Raw genomic sequence first — 26137 nt, forward strand, 5'->3', positions numbered from 1 at the left:
CGGTACGTCACGGTACATAACAACCAGGCACGAGGAGCGCACGCATGACCCCAGAGCACAGCAGCCCCGCCGACACCGCGCCACGGCCGCGGCTTCCCGGCCGGCGCACCGCCACCATGGTCGCGTGGGCCACGGGTGTGTGGACCCTGCTGGTGCTGGCCGGTGCCGCCTGGAACATCAACCACCAACTCGACGACGGCCGCGAGAAGAACCTCGCCGGCGCCGCCCACCGGCTCGACAGCCTGCGCGAGACACTCGACTCCAGCTTCCAGCAGCTCGTGGCCCTGCCCCGCGCCCTCGGCCGCGAAGACGGCATGCAGCGCTTCTTGCTGGACACCCAGGTCGAAGGGTCGGCAGGCCTGACCGAAGCCGATCAGCGCCGCACCCAGGCCCTGCTGCTCGCACGCCCCTCGGTGCGCCAGATGAGCCAGCAGCTCAAGGACACGGTCAAGGACTTCAAGCTCTCCGAGATCTTCCTGATGGACCGCTACGGCACCGTGCTGGCCGACAGCGGCTATGACGCCCAGCCCAATCCCATCGGCGGCAACTACAAGACGCGCAGCTACTACACCGAAGCGCTCGACGCCGGCACCGGCTCCCAGTTCGTCGTCGGCCGCGTCAACAAATCCCCGGGCTTCTACTTCGCCGGCCGGGTGGAGCGCGAAGGCCAGACCGTGGGCGTGCTGGTGATCAAGCGCGACCCGGAGGGCATGGCCCGCCTGTTCGACGGCGACCAGCGCCTGATCTTCGTCACCGACCGCAACGGCGTGATCGTGATGAGCAACCAGCCCAGCTGGACCCTCACCCACGCACCCATCCGCGACAAGCTCACCCTGTCCGAGGCCACACAGCAAAAGCTCTACCGGCGTGCCGTGATCACCCAGCCCTGGGAGGTCAGCAGCATCCCCGTCGGTTCACGCACGGCCGACCTGGTGACCATCGGCTCGCAGCGTTACCTGGCCGTGCAGCGCACCGTCATGGCCGACACCTACAACGCCTGGGTGCTGGCGCCGCTCGAAGGGGAAACCACCATGGTCACGGCCCGGGTGCTGGCCTGGGCCCTGGTGCTGCTGCTGGGCTACGGCGCCCTGGCCATGCTGCTGCAGCGCAGCCGCCGCCTGGGCGCACTGGCCGCGGCCCGCCGCGAACTGCACGACATGGCCCAGACCCTGCCGCTGGCCCTGTTCCGCTACCACCGCCGCGCCAACGGCCAGGTGCAGTTCGGCTTCCTGAGCCAGGCGGTCGAGCGCGTCATCGGGCTCGATGCCGTCACCGTGCTCAACGACCCCGCATTGCCCTGGCGCCTGGCCGGCCTGCCCGACCAACTGCCGCCCACACAGCCCACCGAGCTGGCCGTCACCGTGCAGGGCAAGCCGCGCTGGGTGCGCTGCCACAGCACCACCACGCCCGATGCCCACGGGGGCGTGACCTACAACGGCTACTGGCTGGACATCACGGCGCAAAAGGAGCAGATGACACGCTCGCAGGCCGTGTTCTTCAATGCACCCAATGCCTTCCTGTTCTTCAACCGCGAACTGGGTATCCAGCGGGCCAATCCCCAGGCCCTGGCCATGTTCCATGCCGAGAGCGAGCGCGCCCTGCTGGGCCTCAAGCCCTGGCTGCCCCCCTTGTCCACCGCCGTGCAGCACGACGGCCTGTCCGCCCAGGACCTGGCCCGCGACCTGATCGACGGCGTGCGCGCCAGCGGCCAGGCCCGCAGCTTCGAATGGCGCCACACCACGCTGGACGGCCGCGCCTTCGACGCCGAAGTGGTGCTGATTCCCTTCGAGCACGACGGCGCCCAGGTCTACTGCGCCGTCATCCAGGACATCACCTCGCGCAAGCAGGCCGAGGCCTTCACCCAGGCTGCCCAGCAGGCTGCCGAGGCCGCCACCCAGGCCAAGTCACGCTTCCTGGCCAACATGTCGCACGAGATCCGCACCCCCATGAACGCCGTGATGGGCATGACCCACCTGGCCCTGATGGAGGACATGCCCGCCCGCGTGCGCAACTACGTCGACAAGGCCCACCGCGCCGCCGGCAACCTGCTGCAGATCCTCAACGACATCCTCGATGTCAGCAAGATCGAATCGGGCAAGCTCGAACTCGAGACCACCGAGTTCCAGCTCGAGACCGTGGTCAGCCACATGGCCGAGGTGCTGGGCGTGCGCGCCGAAGAAAAGCGCCTGGAGCTGCTCTTCACGGCCGAGCCCGACATCCCCACCGCCCTGGTGGGCGACCCGATGCGCCTGGGCCAGATCCTGATCAACCTGGGCACCAATGCCATCAAGTTCACCGAGAAGGGCGAGGTCATCATCGGCTGCGAGGTGCAGCAGGTCGATGCCCAGGCCGTGCAGCTGCACTTCTGGGTGAAGGACACCGGCATCGGCATGACGCGCGAGCAGGTCGACCGCCTGTTCGAACCGTTCACCCAGGCCGACACCTCCACCACCCGCCAGTACGGCGGCTCCGGCCTGGGCCTGGCCATCTGCCGCGAGCTGGTCACGCTGATGGACGGGCGCATCTGGGCCGACAGCCAGCCCGGCGCCGGCACCACCATGCACTTCACCGTCCGCATGGGCCTGCAGAACCAGCAATCGCCCGCGCGCCGTGCCCTGCTGGCACACGAGCTGCGTGGCCGCCGCCTGCTGCTGGTCGACGACAACCCCACCGCCCGCGACATCCTGGGCGAGATGGTGCAGCGCATCGGCCTGGATGTGGACCTGGCCGAAAGCGGCCCGGCCGCGCTGGACCGCATGCAGCAGGCCATGGCCGCCGGCCGCCCGCACGAGATCCTGCTGACCGACTGGAAGATGCCCGGCATGGACGGCATCGACTTCGCCAAGCACGCCCTGGCCCTGCCGCCCGAGCACCGTCCTTGCGTGCTGCTGGTCACCGCCTTCGCCCGCGACGAGGCCCTGCGCGCCGCCGCCGGCGTGGGCCTGGCCGGCGTGCTCAACAAGCCGGTCACGCCCTCCACCCTGCTCGACAGCCTGAGCTACGCCCTGGGCCACGAGCCCGAGGCGGCCTCGCCCGCTCCGCGCCCCGCCGTGAAGGTGCTCGAGAACGCCCAGCACCACCTGGCCGGCGCCCGCGTGCTGCTGGTCGAAGACCAGCCCATGAACCAGGAGCTGGCCTGCGACCTGCTGATGCGTGCCGGGCTGGAGGTCGTCACCGCAGACCATGGCGAGGATGCCCTCGAGAAGCTGCGCCACGACGGCCCCTTCGATGGCGTGCTGATGGACTGCCAGATGCCCGTGATGGACGGCTACACCGCCACCGAGCGCATCCGCGCCAACCCAGCCTGGCAGCACCTGCCCATCATCGCGATGACCGCCAGCGCCATGGCCTCCGACCGCGACCGCGTGCTGGCCTGCGGCATGAACGACCACATCACCAAGCCGCTGGAGCTGCCGCAGATGTTCGCCATCATGGCGCGCTGGATCACGCCGGCGCGTCCGGCCGCCACGCGCCCCTGGCAGGCCCAGAGCGACCCGCTGCCCGCCTGCCCGGCCCTGGACACGCGCGACGGCCTGACCCGCTGCATGGGCAACATCGACCTGTACCGCCGCCTGCTCAAGGGCTTCGAGAAAACCCAGGGGCCCGCCGCAGAGCAGATCGAGCAGGCCCTGGCCTGCCACGACTACGACGAGGTGCTGCGCGTTGCCCACGGTGTGCGAGGCCTGGCCGGCAACATCGGAGCGCACCAGCTGGGCCATGCCATCGCCCTGCTGGAAGAAGCCTGCCTGCGCGCCGACCCCGATGAAAGCGTGGCCCGTGCCCGCGCCGCGCAGGACTGCCTGCAGGCCGTGCTGAGCGACATCCACAGCCTGGTCAAGCCCGCGGTGCCCGAGAGCCCGGAGGCCCCACCCGCCCTGCCGCTGGCCGAACTGCAGCCGTGGTGGGACCAGCTCGACACCCTGATCCGCGACCAGGACGCGCGCGCCCCCGACCTGCTGCGTCAGCTGCTCGACGAGCACCCCGGCCTGGCCCCGCTGGACGCCGTGGCTCGCCTGCGCCAGGCCTTGCTGCGCTATGACTTCGACGAGGCGGGGCCGGCCCTGGCGGAATGGCGCGACCAGGCCATCAAGACCGGTACGGCCCAGGCCGCCACCGCCGGGCGCAGCCCATCAGCAGACACCATCGCGGCACCAGGCACCCAGCCTCAGCGGGCTTGAGCCGGCGCCGGCTCAGTCGACCTGCGAGCCCCGCTCGTCGGCGTACTGGGCCATGATCTGCAGGATCTCGTGCTGCTGCGCGAAGAAGGCGTCCAGCAGCACCGGGTCGAAATGCGTGCCCCGGCCAGCCTCCATCATCTCCAGCGACTTGGCCGCCGAGAAGGCATCCTTGTAGGGGCGCTTGCTCATCAAGGCGTCGAACACATCGGCAATGGCCACAATGCGCCCGAACAGCGGGATCTGCTCGCCCTTGAGGCCCAGCGGGTAACCGCTGCCATCCCAGCGCTCGTGGTGGCTGAGCGCAATGGTGCGTGCCGCCACCAGCACCTCGTTGTCGTGCTTGCCGATGATGTCGGCGCCGATCTGCGGGTGCTGGCGCATCACCACCCATTCCTCATCGGTCAATGGGCCGGGCTTGAGCAGGATGTGGTCCGGCACGCCGATCTTGCCCACGTCATGCAGGGCCGCGGTCTGGAACAACAGCTGCAGCGAAGCCGGGCCCAGGCCGGCCTGCACACCTACCAGGCGGCAGATGTGGCTCATGCGCACGATGTGGTTGCCGGTCTCGTTGTCACGGAACTCGGCTGCGCGGCCCAGGCGGCGGATGATCTGCTGGCGCGTGGCCACCAGTTCGGCCGTGCGCTGCGCCACCATGCGCTCCAGCTCACGGGCCTGGTCGTACAGCGCCAGGTGCGTGCGCACGCGGGCCTGCACCAGCGGCGGGCTGATGGGCTTGGTGATGTAGTCCACCGCGCCGATGGCCAGGCCCAGGCTTTCATCCTCGATCGAGCTCATGGCCGTGACGAAGATGATGGGGATGCGGCGCCGGTCGGGGTTGGCCTTGATGCGGCGGCACACCTCGTGGCCGCTCACGTCGGGCATCATGATGTCGAGCAGGATCAGCTCGGGCGGCTCGTCGGAGTAGACGATCTTGAGCGCCTTCTCGCCCGAGGTGGCCACCTTGATGCGGTAGTCCTGCCCCAGCACGCGCGACAGCAACTCGATGTTCTGCGGCGAATCGTCGGCCACCAGGATGGTGGGCCGGTGGATCTCGTGCACCCCTGCTGACATCCTTCTACCTCCTCAGGCTACGCCGTATTCAAGCGCTTGGAATCTGCCTCAGCATGTTGGCGCGCATGCGCTGGGCCATCAGGGCCCCGGCCGCGCGCACCACCTCGACGGCCACCTGCGGCACCCGGGCGGCCAGCTCTTCAAAACGCGGCAGGCGCAAGGCCCAGACCACGCAGGGTGTCATCGCTTCCACATTGGCCATGCGCGGGCCGTCGGCGAACAGCCCCGGCTCGCCCAGCACCGAGCCGGCCCGCAGGATCGCGATGCGCGATGCCCCCGGCGCCGCGCCGGTGACGAACACCTGCAGCGAGCCCTGGCCCAGGAAGTAGACCGTGCGGTCATGGTCGCCCTGCTTGATCAGCAGATCACCCGAGCGCAGTTCATGGCGTGTCAGGTACTGGCAGAACACGCGCCATTGCTGCGCGTCCAGCCGAGGTCGGAATGAATCCTCGGCGTTCAGCGTCTGGATCGCGTGAACCAGTTCGGTGGCATCCATGCAGGGTCCTCTTTCAAGCTCTTGCAAGCATGTGCGGCGTGGGAATCCCCTCAAATGAAGGGGTAAGTCGTTAATTTATCCCATCCGGCTTGTGCTTACACAAGGAATAAGGCCCTTCACAGACCTTTTCAGACGTCGGTGTGGCAACCAGGTCAAGGGCCGTCAGGGATTTTCAGGACACCGGCATCACAGTTCGTCGTACTTGACGTTGCTGCCTCGGGCCCTGTCCACCGGGTACTTCTTGGCATTGAGCACCATCTTGCGCCGGGCTGCCTCCAGCAGATCCACCTCCAGGGCTGACGACAGCTGCACCAGGTAAAGCAGCACATCGGCCATCTCGAACGCCACGGCTTCTTTCTTGTCCGCCGGCAGCGCGCGGCTCTGATCCTCGGTCAGCCACTGGAAATGCTCCAGCAGCTCGGCCGCCTCCACGCTCAGGGCCGAGGCCAGGTTCTTGGGTGAATGAAAGGGCTGCCAGTGGCGCTCGGCGGCGAAGTGCGCCAACGCCTGGGTGAGTTGCTGCAGAGAGTCGGTGGAATGGGTCATGGCTGGCCTGCGGGAGGTGATGCCCCCGCGAGTGTCTCACCGCCAGGCCTGTGCCACCCGCGTGTGCGTCGGGTGCCGGTCCAGCCACCACACCAGGAACACACACCCGGCAGCCGCCAGCGCCGTGCCGATGCAGAAGGTGGCCGTGTAGCCCAGCTGGTCGCCCAGCAAGCCTCCCGCCAGCCCACCCAGGCTGCTCACGGCCACCACCACGCTGGCCAGCAGGGTGTAATCCGTGCCCGCGTGGGCCGGATCCGACGCATCCATCATCAGCGCGAACAGCGCCACCGAGGCCATGGTGCCCACCACGCCCTCGACCACCGTGGCCGCCCACAGCAACTCGACACCACCCAGGCCCATGGCCGCCGCGATGTACAGGCCAAAGCCCGCCGCCTGCGCCAGCCCGCTCCACAGCAGGGCTCGTCGCCGCCCCGCCTTGAACGTGAGCCAGCCGCCCAAGGCCGCGCCCAGCAGGCTGGTGGCCGAGCCCACCGTGCCCTTCATCACCGCGATGGTTTCCTTGTCCATGCCCTGGTCGCGGATGAAGGGGATCAGCAGCGAGCTCATCATCTGGTCGCCGAAGCGGTAGCAGAAGATCAGGCCGGCCAGCACCAGCATGCCCGGCGTGAGCGCGCGGTGCAGCCACGCAATGGCTAGGCGCCAGCCGCTGGAGCGCGGTGATGCAGCCTGCGTGGCCGCCACCGCCGGGGGCTCATCGTGCGGCACCTGCGGCTCGCGCAGCCACAGCACCGGCAGCGTCGTCAGCACCAGCATGCCCGCCATGCCCAGGAACATCACGCGCCAGCCCATCTGCGCAAACACCCACAGCAGCAGCCCGCCACCCAGGATCATGCCGAGCCGGTAGGCGCCCACCTGCAGGCCGTTGGCCAGGCCGCGCTCCTGCGCGTTGAGCAAGCGCACGGCCAGCCCATCGGTCACCACGTCCTGCGTGGCCGCGATCAGGTTGAACAGGAACACCGCCACGAACAGCATCACGCTGTCCAGCGAGAAGTGCATCTCCGACAGCAGCAGCGCCATGGCGATGGCCGCACCCTGCAGGCTCAGCAGCCAGGCGCGGCGCGAGCCATGGCGATCCACCAGCGGCGCCCACAGGAACTTGATGCCCCAGGGCAGCGCCAGGAACTGCAGAAAGCTGATGGCCGTGAGCGTCCAGCCCTGCTCGCGCAGCAGCACGGGCAAGGCCAGCGAAAAGAAGCCGAAGGGCAGCCCCTGCGCCGCATACAGACCGCCGAGCAGGACCAGTTGGCGCGCGCGCTCGCCGCGCATGGCTCAGCGCCCGCGGGCAGCGGCGTCGGCCAGGGGCTTCCAGTGCAGGAAACCGAACAGCAGGGTCAGCAGCACGCTCACGCCCACCGGGCCCCTGTACAGCTTGACCTTGCCAAAGAACACCAGCACCTCGGCGGCATGGGCCACCAGCAGCACGGCCGCCGCGATGCGGGCCCAGTAAAGCACCTCGGGTGCCACGGGCAGGGCCGTGACGAAGCTGGCCAGCACGAACAGGTAGAGCGCCAGCAGGACCAGCTTGTTGACTGCGTAGAACATCAGATGGATTCCAGGATGGGGCCGCGCCATGCCGCCCTCGGTGCGGCAGATTCTTGCATGGCGCCGCGCGGTCTCAAGCCAACGTCTTGTTGCTGACCTCGGTCTGGACACCGGTGGCCGCCTTGAACTTGACCTTGCCCGGACGCCAGTCGCGCTCGCACTCCCAGCCCACATCTGCGGCCGTCAGTTCGTGGTTGGGATAGTGCGTCAGCAACTCCCAGGCAGCGCCACCCACCGCGCGCTTGAAGACCACCACGGCATGGCGCGTCATCTGCACGCCACCATCCTTGGTCAGCAGCTTGACGTTGAGGTCCTTGAACAGCTCGTCCTGCGTTTTCTCGCCCTTCTCGAACTCGGTCAACAGCTGCTTGGCCACGGCCGGATCGACGATGTTGCCGGCACGCTCCACCGCATAGCCCCAGCCGACCGACTTTTCGGGCTTGCCCAGGGTGATGGCCAGGCTCTTGAACTCTTTCCAGGTGCCGCCCTTGTCGTAGTGGGTGTAGGCCTGCAGGGCCTTGGCCGTCGCGATGGCCTTCTTCACCGCCTCGCGCTCCAGCACGGGCGTGGCCCAGGTCGACCCGATGTCGCTCTTGACGATCGATTCCGCGGCCGCGATCAGCTGCTTCTCAACCGATGTCTTGTTCTTGATGACCTTCTCGCCCTTGTCGTTTTCTTCGTACTCGATGGTCACCTTGTTCCACTTGGCCTCGTGCTGCGTCACCCCGTGCTTGTTGCCGGCGCTGTCCGGTGTCACGCCTTGCGTGGCCGCCCGCTTGGCCTGGCGGTCGAGTCCCGTCTGCGCACCATGGCGGCCGGTGCCGTGGCCCGTCTGGGCCATCACGTAGTCGTCATCGACGACCTTCTTGCCATCCTTGTCCACCGTCTTGTCGACGTTGTCCTCCTGCCAGACCGTGGCCTGCGCCATCTTGCCCACCAGCGCCGACAGCTCCTTGTGCGACTGCGCCGCCGATTTGGACGACGCCTCCACCGCCTTCAGGCGCTGCTGCATGTTCTGCACCACCACCAGCATCTTGGACGGTGCCTTGTCCTTGAGTTGCTTGAGCGTTTCGATCTGCGGGGTGAGCCTGTCCTGAACTTCCTTCAGCGTCTTGCGGGCCTCTTCCAGATCCGGCGCCAGCGCGTCGATGCGTTGCTTGCGCTCGTTGAATTCCTTGAGCTTGATGCCCTTCTTCTTCTGCGCCTCTTCCATGTTCGCGATCGTGTCCACGATCCGCTTGACATTGCGCTCTTCTTTCTCAAGCTCCTGCGTCAGTGGCCCGAGCTGGCGTGCAATCTCCTTGAGCTCGGTGTCCAGGTCTTTCTCCAGGGTCGCCTTGCGCGTGGCGAACTCCTGCTTGGTGGCCGCCTTCTCCTCGTCCAGGTCCTTGGCGGCCTTGTCGATGATGCTCTGGGCCTCGTCAGGCTTCTTCTGCTCGATGAGCTTCTCGGCCTTGTCCAGCTCCTTGCGCAGGTCGCTGCGCACGGAACTGGCCAGGATGTGCCCCATGTCCTTGAAGGTCTCGGACACGGAGAACAGCGCCCGCTTGGCCTTGACCGTCTTCTGCTCCAGCGCCACGTCTTCCTGGGTGGGCTTGTCGGGCTCGTCGATGCCGTCCACGATCTCGAAGGTGAACCCCGTGCCGCTGAAGAGGTTCTTCAGCTTGGACGGCACCACCTTGCCCTTCATCACCTGGAGCTGGAGCTTCTTCTTGTCAGGCGTCACCTGGCCCCAGGCGAACTTGGCGCCGTTTTCCTTGAGCGCCTTGATGGCAGCGCTCTTGATGTTGCCGATCAAGAGCACATCACTGGGCTGCTTGCCCAGGGGGTATCCCTCCGCGAAATAGAACTCGCCGGGCTCGCCGCCCAGCCTCGACAGCTCGGTCTTGAACAACTTCTCGTACTTTTCTGGAGAATCGAAATCCGATGGAGCGTTGAACGGCATGGGGCCTCCGCGCGGACGCGACCGGCCTACCCGCCACCAGGTACCCGCTCCAGCCACGTCATCGAGCAAAGGGCAGTCTAGGCATCGCCTTCGCCGCCGTCCACGTACTTTCGGACGGGTGTTGCGCTCCGACACGCACGCTCGTCATCCCCACAGAGGTGCGTCGTTGCACCACATTGGTGTCGACACCAGAGCTGGCCACGCCCCAACTCACGCCTCTACCGCGGCCCTTCCTCCTGGCGGCCATGTCTGCAAAACCAGGCATGGGCCTTGCAAGCCTGATGGCGTGCATCCGCGGTACTGACGCTGCAGGTGCCTTTGAATCAACTCCGCTAACGACGGCGGATCCGTCGGAGCAGGCCTTCCCCCTTCACTGAGGCCCGCCCCTTCTGACCCTTGACCCCGAGGTGCCCCGGCGCCGCGTGGTCGCCGGTGCGCCGCGGTCTTTATGCTGACCCGCGCACCCCGTCTTCTCCAGGAGTGCAGCATGAAGATCGTCGTCGTTGGCCATGGCATGGTGGGCCACAAGTTCCTCGAATCCCTGGCCGAACAAGGCCTGGCAGATGCCGAGGTCACCGTCCTGTGCGAAGAGCCCCGCGCAGCGTACGACCGGGTGCACCTTTCCGAATTCTTCGCCGGCAAGACGGCCGACGACCTCTCCCTGGTCGAGCCCGGCTTCTTCGCCCGCACCGGCTACAGCCTGCGCCTGACCTCCCGCGCCGTTGCCATCGAGCGCCGCAACAAGACCGTCACCACCGCCGACGGCGAGGTGCTGCCCTACGACAAGCTGGTGCTGGCCACCGGCTCCAACGCCTTCGTGCCGCCCGTGCCCGGCCGCGAGCGCCCCCACTGCTTCGTCTACCGCACCATCGAAGACCTGGAGGCCATGACGGCCGCCGGGGCCACGTCGCGCAAGGGCGTGGTGGTCGGTGGCGGCCTGCTGGGCCTGGAATGCGCCAAGGCCCTGCGTGACCTGGGCCTGGAAACCCACGTGGTCGAGTTCGCCCCCCGCCTGATGGCCGTGCAGGTCGACGACGGCGGCGGCCGCATCCTGCGCAGCAAGATCGAAGAGCTGGGCGTGCACGTGCACACCAGCCGCAACACCACCGAGATCGTCGACGGCGCCACGGCCCGTCACCGCATGGTCTTCGCGGACGGCAGCTACCTCGAGACCGACATGATCGTGTTCTCGGCCGGCATCCGCCCACGCGACGAGCTGGCCCGCCAGTGCCTGCTGGCCGTCGGCCCGCGCGGTGGCATCGCCATCGACAGCGAATGCCGCACCAGCGACCATGATGTGTACGCCATCGGCGAATGCGCCAGCTGGAACGAACAGACCTTCGGCCTCGTCGCCCCCGGCTACGACATGGCCCGCGTGGTGGCCAAGCAGATCGCCGGCCATGCCGAGGCCGCTTTCGTCGGCGCCGACATGAGCACCAAGCTCAAGCTGATGGGCGTCGACGTGGCCAGCATCGGCGATGCCCACGGCAAGACGCCGCACGCCCGCACCTACCAGTACGTCGACGAGATCAAGCAGATCTACAAGAAGATCGTGGTCAGCCAGGACGGCAAGCAGCTGCTGGGCGCCGTGCTGGTGGGCAATGCCGATGAATACGGCACCTTGCTGCAGATGGCCCTGAACGGCATCACCCTGCCGGCCGACCCCGAGTTCCTGATCCTGCCCAGCAGCGACGGCAAGGCCAAGCCCGGCCTGGGCGTCGATGCCCTGCCCGACAGCGCCACGATCTGCTCGTGCAACAGCGTGACCAAGGGCCAGATCTGCGCGGCCGTGGGCGACGGCGTGTGCACCATCGCCGACATGAAGGCCTGCAACAAGGCCGGTGCCACCTGTGGCGGCTGCGTGCCCCTGGTCACCCAGGTGATGAAGGTGGAGATGGCCAAGCGCGGCATGGCCGTCAACAACCACCTGTGCGAGCACTTTCCCTACTCGCGCCAGGAGCTCTACCACCTGGTGCGCGTCGGCCAGATCAAGACCTTCGACGACCTGCTGGCCAAGCACGGCAGGGGCCTGGGCTGCGACATCTGCAAGCCCACCGCCGCCAGCGTGTTCGCCTCGGTGTGGAACGAGTTCGTGCTCAAGAAGGACCTGGCAGCCCTGCAGGACAGCAACGACTACTTCCTGGGCAACATCCAGAAAGATGGCACCTATTCCGTGGTGCCCCGCATGCCCGGTGGCGAGGTCACCCCCGATGGCCTGATCGCCGTGGGCATGGTCGCCAAGAAGTACGGCCTGTACACCAAGGTGACGGGCGGCGCCCGCGTCGACATGTTCGGCGCCCGGGTTGAACAACTGCCCGCCATCTGGGAAGAGCTGATCGCCGCCGGCTTCGAATCCGGCCATGCGTATGGCAAGTCGCTGCGCACCGTCAAGAGCTGCGTGGGCAGCACCTGGTGCCGTTATGGGGTCGACGATTCCGTGGGCCTGGCCGTGATGCTGGAGAACCGCTACAAGGGCCTGCGCGCACCGCACAAGATCAAGTTCGGCGTCTCGGGCTGCACGCGTGAATGCGCCGAGGCCCAGGGCAAGGACATCGGCGTGATCGCCACCGAGAAGGGCTGGAACCTGTACGTGTGCGGCAACGGTGGCATGAAGCCCCGCCACGCCGAGCTGTTCGCCACCGACCTGACCAAGGCCGATCTGATCAGGCTGATCGACCGAGTGTTGATGTTCTACGTGCGCACCGCCGACCGCCTGCAGCGCACCAGCACCTGGCGCGAGAACCTGGAGGGTGGCCTGGACTACCTCAAGGACGTGCTGATCAAGGACAGCCTCGGCATCAACGCCGAGCTGGAGCAGCAGATGCAGCACGTGGTCGACACCTACCAGTGCGAATGGAAGACCGCCGTGACCGACCCGGCCGTGCGCCAGCGCTTCCGCTCCTTCGTCAACAGCGACGCGAAAGACGAGCGCATCGTGTTCGTCAAAGAGCGAGGCCAGATCCGCCCGGCCCGTGAAGAAGAGCGCGCCACGGCCTCGGCCAGCGACACCACCACCGCCTGATCACCGCGCTCTGTTGAGGACACCCCCCATGACCACAGCCACCACCGACACCCCGACCTGGACCCCCGTCTGCGCGGCCACCGACATCCTCCCCAACACCGGCGTGGCCGCCCTGGTCGACGGCCGCCACGTGGCGGTCTTCCGCGTGGGCGGCGACCAGCTGTACGCCATCGACAACGTGGATCCGAAATCCGGCGCCAGCGTGCTCTCGCGCGGGCTGGTCGGCAACCTGGGCGATCGCATCGTCGTGGCCTCGCCGCTGTACAAGAACCACTTCGACCTGCGCAACGGCGAATGCATCGAGGCGCCCGAGCACTCGGTGCGTGCCCACGCCGTGCGCGTGGACGAGGGCCGCGTGGTGGTGGCCCTGGCGCCCTGACCAGGGGCTCCGCGGCAGCCTCGTTGCGCGGAGCCCCCTTCCTTCCTACAATGGCCCGCATGGTCATCCGTCAGCCATCCCTGCAGCCCACCGCCCACGGCACGTTCGCGTTCGCCGTGGCGCCGGTGCGCGCCCTGGCAGGAGGTGGCCTGGCCCACCGGTGCCTCGCCGCACATTCCTGAGCCCGGCGACCACCCACCCCCCTTCATCCCTTCTGCGCATCTCTGGTCTCCGGGCGCTCCCAGCGCGACACCTTCGGAGAACCGCATGCATTCGCCCCAACCCACCCCCCGCGTCCTGACGAACGTCGATCACCAGCGCCTGTTCGCCCTGGTCGAACGCCACGACACCGCACCATCCGACACCGGCGCCCTCGATGCGCTGATGGACATCCTCGATTTCGCCGACCTGGTCCCGCCACAGGGCGTGCCGGCCCAGGTGGTCACCATGCGCTCCCGCGTCGTGCTGATGGGCCAGGCCCACGGCAGCACCCGCCGCCTGACCCTGAGCTATCCGCACGACGACGTGAGCGGCGGCCTGTCCGTGCTCACGCCGCTGGGCACGGCCCTGCTCGGCGCGCGGGTGGGGCAGCAGGTGACCTGGACGGGGCTGGACGGCGCCACGCACCACGCCGTGGTGGCCGCCATCCAGTACCAGCCCGAGGCCGCGGGGCAACTCCACCTCTGAGCTTTTAAAAAAACGCGCGGCCTCCACAAACACGGACAAGTTGCGGACAATCGGGGCAAGCCCTTTGCCCTTGTCCCCATGCCCCTGACCGCCTCCGTTTCCGCGCCTGTGTCTGTCTCGCACCTCGTCCTGCGCGCCAAGCAGCTGGAGATCGACGCGCTCCAGCACCTGGCCGCCCGTGCCGAACTGGTCGACGTGATCGGCCAGCTGATCCACGCCCTGCAGCGCGAGCGCGGCGCCACCAGCATCTACCTGGCCTCGGGCGGACAGCAGTTCGCCGAGGTGCGCCAATCCGCGGTGGAGGCCGCCCGGCCACTGGAAGCCCAGACCCGCACCCTGTTCGCCACCCAGATCGAGCCGGGCCAGGGGGCTTCGGCCCGCATGCTGTCGATGACCGCCTGGGCCCTGCTGGGCCTGGACGTGCTCGATGGCCTGCGCGCGCAGATCGACCAACAGGCCTTGAGCGCACACGACTCGGTGGCCGCCTTCAGCCGCCTGATCGCCGGCCTGGTCGAGCTGATCTTCCACGTGGCCGATGCCACCGCGCACCCCAGCATCTCGCGCCTGCTGGTGGCCTTCCTGCACCTGGTGCAGAGCAAGGAGGCCGCCGGCCAGGAGCGCGCCGTGGGCGCCCTGCTCTACGCCTCGGGCCATGGCGACGAAGCCCAGCAGCAGCGCCTGCTCCACCTGATCGACGCACAAGAGAGCAGCCTGCGTGTGTTCGAAGAGTTCGCCGAGCCCGAACTGCGCGCCCGCTGGCAGCAGCACCTGCTCACGCCCGACGTGGCCCGCCTGGAGCGCCTGCGCCGCACCCTGTACACCGCCCGCCCCGGCGCCGCGCTCGACACCCAGCTCAGCGACGACTGGTTCGAGGCCAGCAGCGCCCACATCACCGCGCAGTGGGAGCTTCAGCAGCTGCTGGTACAGGCCCTGCGCCAGCACTGCGAAGCCCAGGTGCGCGCCGCCCAGCAGGATCTGCTCGACGCCGAAGGCCTGCTGCGCCAGTTGCGCGACAACCCCCCACCGCACGCCCATGCGGTCGAGCGCTTCTTCGATGCCGCCACACAGCCGGGCAGCGTGCCCCTGCCCACCGCCGTGACCGAGGGGCTGGCCAAGCGCATCGACACGGCCACCAGCCAGACACAGGCTTCTTCGCTGCTCGACCTGCTGCAGGCGCAATCCACCCGCCTGGCCAGCATGGAGGCCGAGCTGGAGGCCGCGCGGCGCACCCTCAACGAACGCAAGGTGATCGAACGCGCCAAGGGCGTGCTGATGTCGCGCATGGGCCTGAGCGAGGAAGCGGCCTTCCGCGCGCTGCAGAAGACCTCGATGGACCAGAACCGCCGCCTGCTGGATGTGGCCGAGGCCACGCTGTCGCTGCCGGATTTCGCCTTCCCGAAAAAGTCGGGCGCCTGATCGCCCGGTGCGCCCCCAGCCACGTCTGGCATGGCACCTGCTTGCTTTGCGCGCACCAGGCTAATGGCGGCCCGGTATCCACCTTTGCGGTGCTTTCGCGCCCAAGGCTGGTGCACATCTCCCTGGATAAAGGCGTCCTACCCGTCCCTGCTTCGGCAGACCGCGGTCTTGGGCGCCTTTTTTCATGCCTGCGTGGCACAGGCAAGGCCCTCACCGCTGTTGTTCTTCATTGCCCCAAAGGAACCCAGATGGCCTACCTTGCCCCTGCCGAGTTCGTCACCAAGATGGTCGACGCCGGCGAATCCAAGCTGCTGATGTCCACCCGCGACACGCTGATCCGCTCGTACATGGCCGGTGCCATCCTGGCGCTGGCCGCGGCCTTCGCGGTCACTGTCACCGTCAACACGGGCAATGCACTGGTCGGCGCCATGCTGTTCCCGGTGGGCTTCATCATGCTGTACCTGCTGGGCTTCGATCTGCTGACCGGCGTGTTCACCCTGGCCCCGCTGGCCGTGTTCGACAAGCGCCCCGGTGCCACCTGGGGCGGCGTGATGCGCAACTGGACGCTCGTGTTCTTCGGCAACTTCGCCGGGGCGCTCACGGTGGCCGTGTTCATGGCCATCATCTTCACCTTCGGCTTCTCAGAGGTGCCCAACGCCGTCGGCCAGAAAATCGGCCACATCGGCGAAGGCCGCACGGTAGGCTACTCCGCGCATGGCGCCTCCGGCATGCTCACCCTGTTCATCCGCGGCGTGATGTGCAACTGGATGGTGTCCACCGGCGTGGTGGCCGCGATGATGTCCACGTCCGTGTCGGGCAAGGCCATCGGCATGTGGATGCCCGTGATGATCTTCTTCTACATGGGCTTCGAGCACAGCATCGTCAACATGTTCCTGTTCCCCTCGGGCCTGCTGCTGGGCGGCAACTTCACGATCATGGACTACCTGATCTGGAACGAGATCCCCACCGTGATCGGCAACCTGGTGGGCGGCCTGACCTTCGTGGGCGCCACGCTGTACTCCACGCACTACAAGACCGCGCCCAAGCGCATCGTGGCCTGATGGCCGCTGGCTTGCGCATCACGCTCGGCCAGCATTCGCGGGCCGGGCGCAAGCCCGTCAACCAGGATTTCCATGGCGCGGCCGTGCCCACGGGCACGCGGCTGTCCACCAAGGGCATCGCCATCGCGCTGGCCGACGGCATCGGCAGCAGCGCGGTCAGCCAGGTGGCCAGCGCCGCCGCCGTGCGCGGCTTCCTGGATGACTACTACGACACTTCCGAAGCGTGGACGGTGCGCCGTGCAGCGCAGCGCGTGCTGGAAGCCACCAACGCCTGGCTGCACGCCCAGACCCGCCGCAGCGACGCCCGCTTCGATCCGGACCGGGGCTATGTCTGCACCTTCAGCGCCTTGATCCTGAAAGGCCGCGAGGCCCACCTGCTGCACGTCGGCGACACGCGCATCTACCGCGTGCATGCCCAGGCGCTGGAGCAGCTCACCGAAGACCACCGCCTGCATGCCGCCCCCGGCCAGACCTACCTGGCCCGGGCGCTCGGCGTGGGCCCCTCTGTCGAGATCGACTACCGCCACTGGCCGCTGGAGCCCGGCGAGCTCTACCTGCTGGCCAGCGACGGCGCCTACGAGCACCTCGATGCCGCCACCGTGCACCGCGCCCTGGGCACGCATGGCGATGACTTCGATGCCGCGGCCAGCCTGCTGGCGGACAACGCCCTGGCCCGCGGCAGCCAGGACAACCTGACCGTGCAGCTGGTGCGCATCGACACCCTGCCCGAGCCCGAGGCGCACCAGCTGCCCGTGCAACGCGAAGGCCTGGCCCTGCCCCCGCCGCTTCAGGCGCGCATGCGCTTCGAGGGCTACACCATCGTGCGCGAGCTGCACGCCAGCGCCCGCAGCCAGGTGCACCTGGCGGTGGATGATCAGAGCGGCCAGCAGGTCGTGCTCAAGACCCCGTCGGTGGACCTGCGCGCGCAGCCCGCCTGGCTCGACCGCTTCATGCTGGAAGAGTGGGTGGCCCGCCGCCTGGACAGCGCCCACGTGCTCAAGCCCTGCGCCACCGAGCGCCCGCGCCAGCATCTGTACGTGGCGCTCGAATACGTCGACGGCCAGACCCTGGCCCAGTGGATGACCGACCACCCCGCGCCCAGCCTGGACAGCGTGCGCCGCATCATCGAACAGGTGGCGCGCGGCCTGCAGGCCTTCCACCGCAAGGAGATGCTGCACCAGGACCTGCGCCCCGAGAACGTGATGATCGACGCCACCGGCACCGTCAAGATCATCGACTTCGGCTCGGTGCACGTGGCGGGCCTGGCCGAAGGGAGCAGCGAACCACGGCCCGAGGCCCTGGTGGGCACCTTGCAGTACACCGCGCCGGAGTACTTCACGGGCCTGGGCGGCAGCGCCGCATCCGACCTGTTCTCGCTGGCTGTGCTGGCGTACCAGATGCTGACCGGCCAGTTGCCCTACGGCCTGCAGGTCACGCGCATACGCACCGAACGTGATGTGGCCAGGTTGCGCTACACCCCGCTGCGCGAGCACCGCCCCGAACTGCCCTCCTGGCTCGATGCCGTGCTGCGCCGCGCCCTGCACCCGCAGGCGCCCAAGCGGCAGGAGGCGCTGTCCGAATTCATCCATGACCTGCACGATCCCGGGCTGCAGTACCAGCCGCGCCGTGCCCCGCCCCTCATCGAACGCCACCCGGTGGTGTTCTGGAAGGTGCTCAGTGCAGCCCTGGCCGTGGCCGTGGTGCTGCTGCTGTGGCTGCGCATCACCCACCGTTGATCCGGGCAGCCAGGGCAGCGAACTTTTCCGTTCAGATCTGAACGAACCTCGCCAGCAGGCTGCGCCGCACGATGGCCCGGCCGCTGCCCACCCCACCACGGAGTTGCTGATGAAAACCATGATCGCCGGCCTGACCCTGGCCGCCCTGTCTTGCGCGCAGGCTGCCACAGCCGCCACTGCGCAAGCCCTCGCTGCCGCCCCCACGGGGCCCACCTATGGCGCGCAACTCGAAGGCTTTGATTACCCGCATCCCATCCAACGCTTCAAGCTCAACTCGCAGCAGCAGGCGCTGGAGATGGCCTACATGGACATCGCGCCCAAGGGCAAGGCCAATGGCCGCACCGCCGTGCTGCTGCATGGCAAGAACTTCTGCGGCGCCACCTGGGAAGAAACCATCCGCGTGCTGAGCGCCGAAGGCTGGCGCGTGGTCGTGCCCGACCAGATCGGCTTCTGCGCCTCGTCCAAGCCCAGGGGCTACCAGTTCAGCTTCGGCCAGCTGGCGGCCAACACGCAGGCCCTGCTGCAATCGCTGAACATCCAGCAGGCCACGGTGATCGGCCACTCCATGGGCGGTATGCTCGCCGCGCGCTTCACGCTGGCCTACCCGCAGGCCGTGTCGCAGCTGGTGCTGGTCAACCCCATCGGCCTGGAAGACTGGCAGGCCGCTGGGGTGCCCTATGCCACGGTGGACCAGCTCTACCAGGGCGAGCTCAAGACCACGTTCGACAGCATCAAGGCCTACCAGCTGCGCTTCTACTACAACGGCCAGTGGAAGCCCGAGTACGACCGCTGGGTGCACATGCAGGCAGGCCTGTATGCCGGGCCTGGCCGCGAGGCCGTGGCCTGGAACCAGGCACAGACCTCGGACATGGTCTTCACCCAGCCCGTGGTGCATGAGTTCAAGCGCATCAAGGCGCCCACGCTGCTGCTGATCGGCGGCAAGGACCGCACAGCGCCCGGTGCCGCGCGCGCCCCCGCAGCGATCGCTGAAAAACTGGGCGACTACCCGGCCCTGGGGCGCGCCACGGCCAAGGCCATCCCCGGCGCCACGCTGGTGGCGTTCCCGGCGCTGGGCCATTCACCGCAGGTCGAATCGCCCAAGGAATTCCATGACGCCTTGCTGCGCGGCCTGAAGAACTGAGCGCCCGCCAGGCCCCACGGTGATGGCGGCCTCTGCGCCACCATCACCTGGGGTAACGCGCCACCAGCCACACGCTGACGATGCACAGCGCCGCCATGGCACTGCCCACGGCCAGCAGGCTGGCCTGCGCCAGGAAGGGCGCCACCGCCTGGGCCGACACCGCGCTCACCACCAGCAGCGCCAGCATCAGCAGCGCCGCGGCACGGCCCATCTGCGCCACCGGCACCGACAGCGTGTCGCTGAAGGCCGCCGGGCTGCGCAGGCCGAAGATGCCGCAAAAGCCCGTCCAGAACACGATCAGCGCCGCGTAGTTCACCCAGCCCGCCGCAGCCAGCGCCGCAAAGCCGGTGCACCACAAGGCATGCGCCCAGGCACCGGCCTGCACGGCCCGATGCGGGCCCCACCGTGCGCTGATGCGGCCCGACAGCGCCGCCATCGCGGCAAAGCCCGACACGCCGAACACCTGCGACAGCGCAAAGGCCTCGCCGCCCAGCTGCAGGCCATGGCGCAGCATCTGCGGCGCGCTGGTCACGAAGGTCAGCAGCGCCGCGAAGCACAGCGCATGCGACACGGCCAGCCGCACGAAGCGCCCGCTGCGCAGCAGGGCCACATAGCCCGTGCGCACCGTCACATCCAGGTTGGGCAGCACGCGGGGTGCGGCGCGCATCGCCATCGGCATCGCGGCCAAGGCCATCACCGCCACGACCACGAAGGTCCACCGCCAGTCGACCACCATCAGCATCACCGTGCCGAGCACCGGCCCGGCCGCCGGGATGATGGCCTCGATCATCGCGATGGCGGCCAGGCCCCGCACCCCATCGTGCGCCGGCAGGGTGGCGCGGATCACCGCAGGCGCCACCACCGTGGCCGCGCCCGCCGCCATGCCCTGCACCAGCCGCATCAGCAGCAGCACGTCGATGCCCTGTGCCACGGCGCAGCCCAGGCTGGCCAGCACCAGCAGCACCAGCCCCCACTTCACGCAGGCCCTGGGCCCGATGCGCGGCAGGGCCTCGCCCCACAGCAGCTGCGAGGCGGCCAGACCGGCCAGAAAGATGGCGATGGTGGCCTGCCCCTGCGGCACCGTCAGGCCCAGGCCGTGCTGCATGGCGGGCACGGCAGGCAGGTACAGGTCCATCGCGAGCATGCTCGCGCAGGTGATGGCGGCCAGGGGCAGGATGGTGCGAAGGGAAGCGGGGGACGGCGTCGACATGCCGGCAGTGTGCCTTGAGCGCCAGACCCGGTGCCGTCACCGACAATGCAGGCCCGCGCCACACAACCGTTGCCACCCGTGCCCTACCAAGCCCTGCTCGATGCCATCCACCGCATCGACCACGTCCCCACCGACGCCCAGCGCCTGTTCCACGGCCGCGGCGGCGCCTTTCCCGGCTGCGAGCAATGGACGCTGGATTTCTACGCACCGGTGTGGCTGCTCACCAGCTTCCAGCCCGTGACCGACGATGAGCTGGCGCCCATCCAGGCTGCGCTGCAGGCACGCTGGGCAGAGATCGCCCCTGGCCAGCCCCTGAACCTCGTCTTCCAGCACCGCGATGAGGTTCGTGCCGAGACGCGCCTGCTGGCCGGCCAGGTGCCCGATGCACACGACGTGTCCGAGCAAGGCGCCCGCTACAAGGTGCACCTGCTGCGCGGCATGAACCACGGCCTGTTCCTGGACATGGCCGAGGGCCGCCGCTGGGTGCGCGCGCACGTGGCGGCCCGCCCCGGCGCCAAGGTGCTCAACCTGTTCGCCTACACCTGCGCCTTCTCGGTGGTGGCCATGCAGGCCGGCGCCAGGCAGGTGGTCAATGTGGACATGGCCGGCGGTGCGCTGTCCATCGGCAAGCAGAACCACCACCTCAACGGCATCACCCAGGGCGCCAGCTTCCTGCCGCACGACATCTTCAGCTCGTGGGGCAAGATCACGCGCAGCGGCCCGTACGAGCTGGTGATCATGGACCCGCCCACCTACCAGAAGGGCAGCTTCGTGGCCGAGAAGGACTACGCCCGCCTGGTGCGCCGCCTGCCCGATCTGCTGGCCCCCGGCGGCCATGCGCTGCTGTGCCTGAACTCGCCCAAGCTGGGCCCGGCCTTCCTGCAGGATCTGGTCGCTGCAGAAGCATCAGGCATCAGCTTCGTCGAGCGGCTGGCCAACCCGGCCGCCTTCACCGATGCCTCACCCGATCGTGCGCTGAAGGTGCTGGTGTTCAAGGCGCCAGATTGAGCGCCTGGGCAGGCCTCACAGAGACATCGACGGCCGCCGCCCCATGGCCTCGCGCCAGCGCAGCAGGTGCGGGTGCGCCTCGGTCACGCGCACCTTCACCACCCGCGCAAAATCCACCGCCACCACCGCCGTGATGTCGACGATGCTGAAGCGCTGCGTCGCAATGAACTCGCGGTCGGCCAAACGCTCATCGAGCGTGTCGAAGAACTGCCCGATGCGCCGCAGCCCCCGCTCGGCCAGCGCCGCGATCTGCGGGTGGTCCACCGGGCCGGGCAGCGCGCGGTTCACCATGGCCGGGCTGCTGTTGCGAAAGGCATCGGCGATGGCCAGCAGCCCTTCGAACTCCACGCGCCAGAACCAGCTGGCCACCTCGGCCTTTTCCAGCGGGGTGGCGCCCAGCAGGGGCGGCTCCGGGAAGCGCGCCTCCACATAGGCCGCGATGGCCGCGTTGTCCGTCAGCACCACGCCTTCCTCGGTGCGCAAGGCGGGCACCGTGCACGCCGGGTTCACCAGCCGGAAGGCCTCGCCCATCTGCTCACCGCTGCGCAAATCCACCTGCACGGTGTCGTGGGGCACGCCCTTCTCGGCCAGCAGGATGCGGGCACGGCGGGGGCTGGGGGCGGTGGCGCAGTCGTACAGGGTGATGGTCATGTGGGGCGGGTCATGCAGGCTTGAGCTTGTCTTGCGTCTTCGTGTCGAAATCGCTGGCGTCGTGCCGCTCGTGCAGCTGGCTCGACGGCTCGCCGAAGGTGCGGTTGACCATGCGGCCACGCCGTGCGCCCGGTCGCTGCGCGATCTCGTCCGCCCAGCGTACGACGTTGGCGTAGGTGTGCGCCTGCAGGAATTCCCCAGCCCCGTACAACTGCCCCTTCGACAGCGCCCCGTACCAGGGCCAGGTGGCCATGTCGGCGATGGTGTACTCGTCACCACCCAGGAAGCGGTGCTCGGCCAGGTGGCGGTCCAGCACGTCCATCTGGCGCTTCACCTCCATGGCGTAACGGTCGATCGCGTATTCGATCTTGGTGGGCGCATAGGCGTAGAAGTGGCCGAAGCCGCCGCCCAGGAAAGGCGCGCTGCCCATCTGCCAGAACAGCCACGACAGGCACTCGGCGCGCTTGGCCCGGTCGGTGGGCAGGAAAGCGCCGAACTTCTCGGCCAGGTGGATCAGGATCGCGCCGGATTCGAACACGCGGATGGGCTCGGGGCCGCTGCGGTCCACCAGGGCCGGGATCTTGGAATTGGGGTTCACCTCGACGAAGCCCGAGCCGAACTGCTCGCCCTCGTTGATGCGGATCAGCCAGGCGTCGTACTCGGCACCGGTGTGGCCCGCGGCCAGCAACTCTTCCAGCATCACCGTGACCTTCTGGCCGTTGGGCGTGCCCAGCGAGTACAGCTGTAGCGGGTGCTTGCCGATGGGCAGTTCCTTGTCGTGCGTGGGGCCGGCGATCGGGCGGTTGATGCTGGCGAACTGGCCGCCGCTGGCCTTGTTCCAGGTCCAGACGGCGGGCGGGGTGTAGGTGGTGGAATCGGACATGCCTTGTGCTCCTGAGGCGGTGGACGTGAAGCCTCGAACCACGCAGCGTAGCAAAGCCTCTCGCCCCCCGCTGAACCACCGGGGATGCCCCTGCCCACAGGCTGAACGTGGCCGATTTTGCAGGCTTACACTGCCAGCGCTTCCATTCAAAACCTGAGGCTCTTTCCCATGATGCACACCAAGACCATCCTGGCCGCCGTGGCCCTGTCCGGCCTGACCGCCCTGGCCCACGCCCAGACCCCTGCCGTGGACAAACTGCCCTCCGGCGTGGTTGTCACCCACCTCAAGGAAGGCACAGGCGCCAAGCCCACCGCCAGCAACACCGTCAAGGTGCACTATGAAGGCAAGTTGAAGGATGGCACCGTGTTCGACAGCTCGTACAAGCGCGGCGAGCCGGCCACCTTCCCGCTGGGCCGCGTCATCCCCTGCTGGACCGAAGGCGTGCAGACGCTGAAGGTGGGCGGCAAGGCCACGCTGCAGTGCCCCTCCAAGACCGCCTACGGCCCCTCGGGCGCCGGTGGCGTGATCCCGCCCAATGCCGACCTGACCTTCACGGTCGAACTGATCGCCATCGAGCGCTGAAACACCGGTAAACCCCGAGCTGAGCCGCCCCCTTGGCTGAGGGGGCGGCACGGCCGGATGTCGCGCCGGTACCAAATCGCCGGTCAGCGGCCATTGACCCGGCGGTTGGACCATCGGACACTCCTTGTCACTAATCCAGGGGAGTTCCGAATGGTTTTCAAAACCACGTCTTGCGCCGTCATCACGGCCTGCCTGCTCGCCACCTTGAGCAGTTCCAATGCGCACGCGGCCATCAGCGCGAACCTCAGCTTCAGCGACCTGCACTTCACGGTCATCGACGACACCCCCGATGACGGCATCACCTCGTCAGCCACCTTCAAGCTGGCCACCACCACGGCGAACAGCTACACCAACGCAGGCCAGCAGGACAACATCGGCCATGCCTCTGATGCCACGGGCCTGCCGCTGACATCGGTATCGGCCGCGACCCCGTTCGGTCTGGCCAGCATCGGCGGCACAAGCGGCACGGTGTCCGCCACCCTGGGCAACAGCACCGACCTGGACCGATTGACGCCGCCACGGGGCGAGCCTTATGCAGACGGCGCTTCCGAATCAAGTATCGTCGTCGGTAACGAAATCGGCTTCAACTCTGCAGGCATGGAAGACGGCCATCCCTTCCAGATCACCCTGAGCGCCGGCACCACCATCGTGTTCGAAGGCAGCTATTCGACATCCATGACCATCTCGCGCCAGCAGGTGGCCGACCTCCGCGACTCCGTCTGGGGTCAGGCCGATCCCAGCCGCGAAATAGCCAACGCCTGGTACACGGGATCGGCCGCGGCCGCGGTGAGCGGTTACTTCTACTCCGGCCAGATGGCTTACGATCCCTACAAGGATTCGTTCTTCCGCAACGACGTGCTCGAGGTCTTCAACGACCTGTGCGCCAACTGCGAACTGACCGACCTGACCTCACAGACCAGCGGCACTTTCCGCATGTCGTACTCGAACCTGACCGGCAGCGACCTGGACGTCAATTTCCTGTTCATCGCAGGCGCATCCGTCGCGCAACTCGCCGGCCTGAGCTACACGCCCACGCCGCCCGTGATCCCTGAGGTACCCGCCATCCCCGAGCCCTCCACCTGTGCCCTGATGGGCCTGGGCCTGCTGGGCCTGGGTTGGGCACGCCGTCGACACGCCGCTCGCTGAGACTCCCGGGCGGCACAAGGCTCAGTGGGCCACCCACCAGGTGGCCCCGTACAGCACCAGCCCGATCAGCCCGCCCACCAGCGTGCCGTTCAGGCGGATGAACTGCAGGTCGCGGCCCACGCCCAGCTCGATCTGCTGCACCAGGCTGTGGTCGTCCCAGCCACGCACGGTGGCCGAGATGTGCCCGGCCACGCCGTCGCGCAGGCGCTCCACCAGGGCGCCGCTGGCCGACAGCACATGCTCGTTGATGGCCTGCACCAGGCTCGGGTCACGCCCCAGCCGCTGGCCCATCGCGCCCAGGGCCGAGCGCAGGTGCTGCAGCAGCGCCGAATCCTCCCGGCGGATGTCGGCCTCGATGGTGTTGCGCACCTCGGTCCACACATCTTCCAGGTAGGTGCGCACATCCTCGCGCTGCACCACGCGGTCCTTCATGGCGTTGACCTCCTGCGCGAAATCCGGATCTTGCTGCAGCCGCTCGACGAACTCGCCCATCCAGGTGTCGAAGCGTTGCCGCACCGCATGGTCGGGCTGCGACAAGGCCTTCTGCACCTCATTCACCAGCTCCAGCGACAGCTTGTCCGACATCTTCACGGCCATCTTGTCCACGCTGGCAAAGGTGTCGACCACGCTGGTGATCTTGGGCCACTCGCGCCGCGCAAAGCCCACCAGGCGGCTGGCCACCAGCTCGCGCACCTCCTCGGTGGCCAGGTAGTCGCTCACGCGCTCCAGCGCAGCGTCGAGCACCTGCTGGTGGCGCCCGCCCCGGGTCAGCACGCCCAGCACGCTGCCCGCCGTGGCTGCGGCATCCCACTTCAGGGCCCGGGCCACCAGGAACTCGCCGATGGCGCGGCGCACCGCCTGCTCGTTCAGGAAAGACAGCGCCTCCAGCGCCATCGACCGCACCGAGCCGGCCACCGTTTCCAGGTGCTCGGGCTGGCGCAGCCATTCGCCCAGCCGTTCGGCCGGGTTGAACACCTTGAGCTTGGCCAGCAGCACCTCGGGCGACAAAAAGCTGTCGCGCACGAAGGCGGCCAGGCTGTCGGCGATGCGGTTTTTGCCCTGTGGGATCAGGGCCGTGTGGGGGATGGGCAGGCCCAGGGGGCGGCGAAACAGCGCCACCACGGCGAACCAGTCGGCCAGCCCACCGACCACCGCGGCCTCGCAGAAGGCCTTGAACCAGCCCCAGCCACCTTGCCCGCCCATGGTCACACTGGTGAACAGGCCCGCCACGGCCAGCACAAGGCAGGCCAGCGAGACGCGCTTCATGCGCGCCAGTTCGTGCAGGCGGGGGTCTACGGGCAAGGGCATGGTCCGGCGGTGAGGTGGCCTGCCAGCTTACCCGGATCAACCAGGGATCCCTCGACCCGGTGGAATCCGGCCCCTTGGTGTGGCTACCGCGTTAAACCCATGGTGACC

General features: G+C 68.1%; 21 protein-coding genes. 11 read left to right on the plus strand and 10 right to left on the minus strand.

Features of this window, described 5'->3' with window-relative positions:
- Positions 1-44 precede the first annotated feature (44 nt).
- Positions 45-4178: a response regulator gene (locus EIP75_RS13955; RefSeq protein WP_125243893.1), complete on the plus strand. Its 4134-nt coding sequence runs from the start codon at positions 45-47 to the stop codon at positions 4176-4178.
- A 12-nt stretch (positions 4179-4190) separates the two neighbouring features.
- On the opposite strand, the gene EIP75_RS13960 is transcribed toward EIP75_RS13955, so the two are convergent.
- The 6 genes from EIP75_RS13960 to EIP75_RS13985 all read right to left on the minus strand — a co-directional run bounded on the left by EIP75_RS13960 (position 4191) and on the right by EIP75_RS13985 (position 9799).
- A complete protein-coding gene (locus EIP75_RS13960) occupies positions 4191-5249 on the minus strand; it encodes a response regulator (protein ID WP_125243894.1) in 1059 nt (352 codons plus the stop codon).
- Between the two features lie 28 nt (positions 5250-5277).
- Positions 5278-5745: a cyclic nucleotide-binding domain-containing protein gene (locus EIP75_RS13965; RefSeq protein WP_125243895.1), complete on the minus strand. Its 468-nt coding sequence runs from the start codon at positions 5743-5745 to the stop codon at positions 5278-5280.
- Between the two features lie 186 nt (positions 5746-5931).
- Positions 5932-6291: a nucleotide pyrophosphohydrolase gene (locus EIP75_RS13970; RefSeq protein WP_125243896.1), complete on the minus strand. Its 360-nt coding sequence runs from the start codon at positions 6289-6291 to the stop codon at positions 5932-5934.
- A 36-nt stretch (positions 6292-6327) separates the two neighbouring features.
- Complete coding sequence (locus EIP75_RS13975; RefSeq protein WP_125243897.1) at positions 6328-7578, minus strand: MFS transporter; 1251 nt, start codon at positions 7576-7578, stop codon at positions 6328-6330.
- Positions 7579-7581: 3 nt separating this feature from the next.
- Positions 7582-7854, minus strand: a complete 273-nt coding sequence (locus EIP75_RS13980; RefSeq protein ID WP_125243898.1) for a DUF1145 domain-containing protein — start codon at positions 7852-7854, stop codon at positions 7582-7584.
- A gap of 73 nt (positions 7855-7927) precedes the next feature.
- Positions 7928-9799 carry a hypothetical protein gene (locus EIP75_RS13985; protein ID WP_125243899.1) on the minus strand — a complete coding sequence of 624 codons (1872 nt, stop codon included), beginning with the start codon at positions 9797-9799 and terminating at the stop codon, positions 7928-7930.
- 487 nt (positions 9800-10286) lie between these two features.
- On the opposite strand from EIP75_RS13985, the gene nirB reads away from it, so the two are divergent.
- The 7 genes from nirB to EIP75_RS14020 all read left to right on the plus strand — a co-directional run bounded on the left by nirB (position 10287) and on the right by EIP75_RS14020 (position 19241).
- Positions 10287-12821, plus strand: a complete 2535-nt coding sequence (gene nirB, locus EIP75_RS13990; RefSeq protein ID WP_125243900.1) for a nitrite reductase large subunit NirB — start codon at positions 10287-10289, stop codon at positions 12819-12821.
- Positions 12822-12849: 28 nt separating this feature from the next.
- Positions 12850-13200 carry a nitrite reductase small subunit NirD gene (gene nirD / locus EIP75_RS13995; RefSeq protein ID WP_125243901.1) on the plus strand — a complete coding sequence of 117 codons (351 nt, stop codon included), beginning with the start codon at positions 12850-12852 and terminating at the stop codon, positions 13198-13200.
- Positions 13201-13467: 267 nt separating this feature from the next.
- Positions 13468-13887, plus strand: coding sequence for a nucleoside diphosphate kinase regulator (gene rnk, locus EIP75_RS14000; RefSeq protein WP_125243902.1), 420 nt, complete (start codon positions 13468-13470; stop codon positions 13885-13887).
- 78 nt (positions 13888-13965) lie between these two features.
- Positions 13966-15303, plus strand: a complete 1338-nt coding sequence (locus tag EIP75_RS14005) for a nitrate regulatory protein (RefSeq protein WP_125243903.1) — start codon at positions 13966-13968, stop codon at positions 15301-15303.
- A gap of 248 nt (positions 15304-15551) precedes the next feature.
- Positions 15552-16364: a formate/nitrite transporter family protein gene (locus tag EIP75_RS14010; RefSeq protein WP_125243904.1), complete on the plus strand. Its 813-nt coding sequence runs from the start codon at positions 15552-15554 to the stop codon at positions 16362-16364.
- Positions 16364-18100, plus strand: a complete 1737-nt coding sequence (locus tag EIP75_RS14015) for a bifunctional protein-serine/threonine kinase/phosphatase (RefSeq protein WP_125243905.1) — start codon at positions 16364-16366, stop codon at positions 18098-18100. The genes EIP75_RS14010 and EIP75_RS14015 overlap by 1 nt, the downstream gene beginning before the upstream one ends.
- Positions 18101-18209: 109 nt before the next feature.
- A complete protein-coding gene (locus EIP75_RS14020; protein ID WP_125243906.1) occupies positions 18210-19241 on the plus strand; it encodes an alpha/beta fold hydrolase in 1032 nt (343 codons plus the stop codon).
- Positions 19242-19284: 43 nt separating this feature from the next.
- Here the strand turns inward: EIP75_RS14020 and EIP75_RS14025 are convergent, their stop codons facing one another.
- Entirely contained in the window at positions 19285-20451 is a 1167-nt protein-coding gene (locus EIP75_RS14025) for an MFS transporter (protein ID WP_125243907.1), read from the minus strand.
- A 45-nt stretch (positions 20452-20496) separates the two neighbouring features.
- Here EIP75_RS14025 and EIP75_RS14030 point away from each other — a divergent pair, with 45 nt between their 5' ends.
- A complete protein-coding gene (locus EIP75_RS14030) occupies positions 20497-21459 on the plus strand; it encodes a class I SAM-dependent methyltransferase (protein ID WP_125243999.1) in 963 nt (320 codons plus the stop codon).
- A 15-nt stretch (positions 21460-21474) separates the two neighbouring features.
- Here the strand turns inward: EIP75_RS14030 and EIP75_RS14035 are convergent, their stop codons facing one another.
- Both EIP75_RS14035 and yghU read right to left on the minus strand, forming a co-directional pair.
- Positions 21475-22110, minus strand: coding sequence for a glutathione S-transferase family protein (locus tag EIP75_RS14035; protein WP_125243908.1), 636 nt, complete (start codon positions 22108-22110; stop codon positions 21475-21477).
- 10 nt (positions 22111-22120) lie between these two features.
- Positions 22121-22993, minus strand: coding sequence for a glutathione-dependent disulfide-bond oxidoreductase (gene yghU, locus EIP75_RS14040; protein ID WP_125243909.1), 873 nt, complete (start codon positions 22991-22993; stop codon positions 22121-22123).
- Positions 22994-23161: 168 nt separating this feature from the next.
- Here yghU and EIP75_RS14045 point away from each other — a divergent pair, with 168 nt between their 5' ends.
- Together EIP75_RS14045 and EIP75_RS14050 are read left to right on the plus strand one after the other, a co-directional pair.
- On the plus strand, positions 23162-23575 hold the full coding sequence (locus EIP75_RS14045) for an FKBP-type peptidyl-prolyl cis-trans isomerase (RefSeq protein ID WP_125243910.1): 414 nt from the start codon (positions 23162-23164) through the stop codon (positions 23573-23575).
- A gap of 150 nt (positions 23576-23725) precedes the next feature.
- The gene (locus EIP75_RS14050) at positions 23726-24721 is read left to right on the plus strand and encodes a PEP-CTERM sorting domain-containing protein (RefSeq protein ID WP_158622857.1); all 996 of its coding nucleotides are present in this window, start codon (positions 23726-23728) and stop codon (positions 24719-24721) included.
- 21 nt (positions 24722-24742) lie between these two features.
- Here EIP75_RS14050 and EIP75_RS14055 read toward each other — a convergent pair whose 3' ends face one another.
- Positions 24743-26029: a DUF445 domain-containing protein gene (locus EIP75_RS14055; RefSeq protein ID WP_125243912.1), complete on the minus strand. Its 1287-nt coding sequence runs from the start codon at positions 26027-26029 to the stop codon at positions 24743-24745.
- Between the last annotated feature and the right edge of the window lie 108 nt (positions 26030-26137).

It is taken from the genome of Aquabacterium soli (assembly GCF_003933735.1).
GTDB classification, from domain to species: domain Bacteria; phylum Pseudomonadota; class Gammaproteobacteria; order Burkholderiales; family Burkholderiaceae_C; genus Aquabacterium; species Aquabacterium soli.

Bases quoted from the DNA above. Each gene is read 5' to 3' on its own strand.
- EIP75_RS14030 (WP_125243999.1), top strand. From the start codon at position 20,497: ATGCAGGCCCGCGCCACACAACCGTTGCCACCCGTGCCCTACCAAGCC.
- EIP75_RS14010 (WP_125243904.1), top strand. From the start codon at position 15,552: ATGGCCTACCTTGCCCCTGCCGAGTTCGTCACCAAGATGGTCGACGCC.
- EIP75_RS13985 (WP_125243899.1), bottom strand. From the start codon at position 9,799: ATGCCGTTCAACGCTCCATCGGATTTCGATTCTCCAGAAAAGTACGAG.
- nirD (WP_125243901.1), top strand. From the start codon at position 12,850: ATGACCACAGCCACCACCGACACCCCGACCTGGACCCCCGTCTGCGCG.
- EIP75_RS13980 (WP_125243898.1), bottom strand. From the start codon at position 7,854: ATGTTCTACGCAGTCAACAAGCTGGTCCTGCTGGCGCTCTACCTGTTC.
- yghU (WP_125243909.1), bottom strand. From the start codon at position 22,993: ATGTCCGATTCCACCACCTACACCCCGCCCGCCGTCTGGACCTGGAAC.
- EIP75_RS14050 (WP_158622857.1), top strand. From the start codon at position 23,726: ATGGTTTTCAAAACCACGTCTTGCGCCGTCATCACGGCCTGCCTGCTC.
- EIP75_RS14025 (WP_125243907.1), bottom strand. From the start codon at position 20,451: ATGTCGACGCCGTCCCCCGCTTCCCTTCGCACCATCCTGCCCCTGGCC.
- EIP75_RS14055 (WP_125243912.1), bottom strand. From the start codon at position 26,029: ATGCCCTTGCCCGTAGACCCCCGCCTGCACGAACTGGCGCGCATGAAG.
- EIP75_RS14015 (WP_125243905.1), top strand. From the start codon at position 16,364: ATGGCCGCTGGCTTGCGCATCACGCTCGGCCAGCATTCGCGGGCCGGG.
- EIP75_RS14035 (WP_125243908.1), bottom strand. From the start codon at position 22,110: ATGACCATCACCCTGTACGACTGCGCCACCGCCCCCAGCCCCCGCCGT.
- EIP75_RS14020 (WP_125243906.1), top strand. From the start codon at position 18,210: ATGAAAACCATGATCGCCGGCCTGACCCTGGCCGCCCTGTCTTGCGCG.
- EIP75_RS13975 (WP_125243897.1), bottom strand. From the start codon at position 7,578: ATGCGCGGCGAGCGCGCGCGCCAACTGGTCCTGCTCGGCGGTCTGTAT.
- EIP75_RS14045 (WP_125243910.1), top strand. From the start codon at position 23,162: ATGATGCACACCAAGACCATCCTGGCCGCCGTGGCCCTGTCCGGCCTG.
- EIP75_RS14005 (WP_125243903.1), top strand. From the start codon at position 13,966: ATGCCCCTGACCGCCTCCGTTTCCGCGCCTGTGTCTGTCTCGCACCTC.
- EIP75_RS13965 (WP_125243895.1), bottom strand. From the start codon at position 5,745: ATGGATGCCACCGAACTGGTTCACGCGATCCAGACGCTGAACGCCGAG.
- nirB (WP_125243900.1), top strand. From the start codon at position 10,287: ATGAAGATCGTCGTCGTTGGCCATGGCATGGTGGGCCACAAGTTCCTC.
- EIP75_RS13970 (WP_125243896.1), bottom strand. From the start codon at position 6,291: ATGACCCATTCCACCGACTCTCTGCAGCAACTCACCCAGGCGTTGGCG.
- EIP75_RS13955 (WP_125243893.1), top strand. From the start codon at position 45: ATGACCCCAGAGCACAGCAGCCCCGCCGACACCGCGCCACGGCCGCGG.
- EIP75_RS13960 (WP_125243894.1), bottom strand. From the start codon at position 5,249: ATGTCAGCAGGGGTGCACGAGATCCACCGGCCCACCATCCTGGTGGCC.
- rnk (WP_125243902.1), top strand. From the start codon at position 13,468: ATGCATTCGCCCCAACCCACCCCCCGCGTCCTGACGAACGTCGATCAC.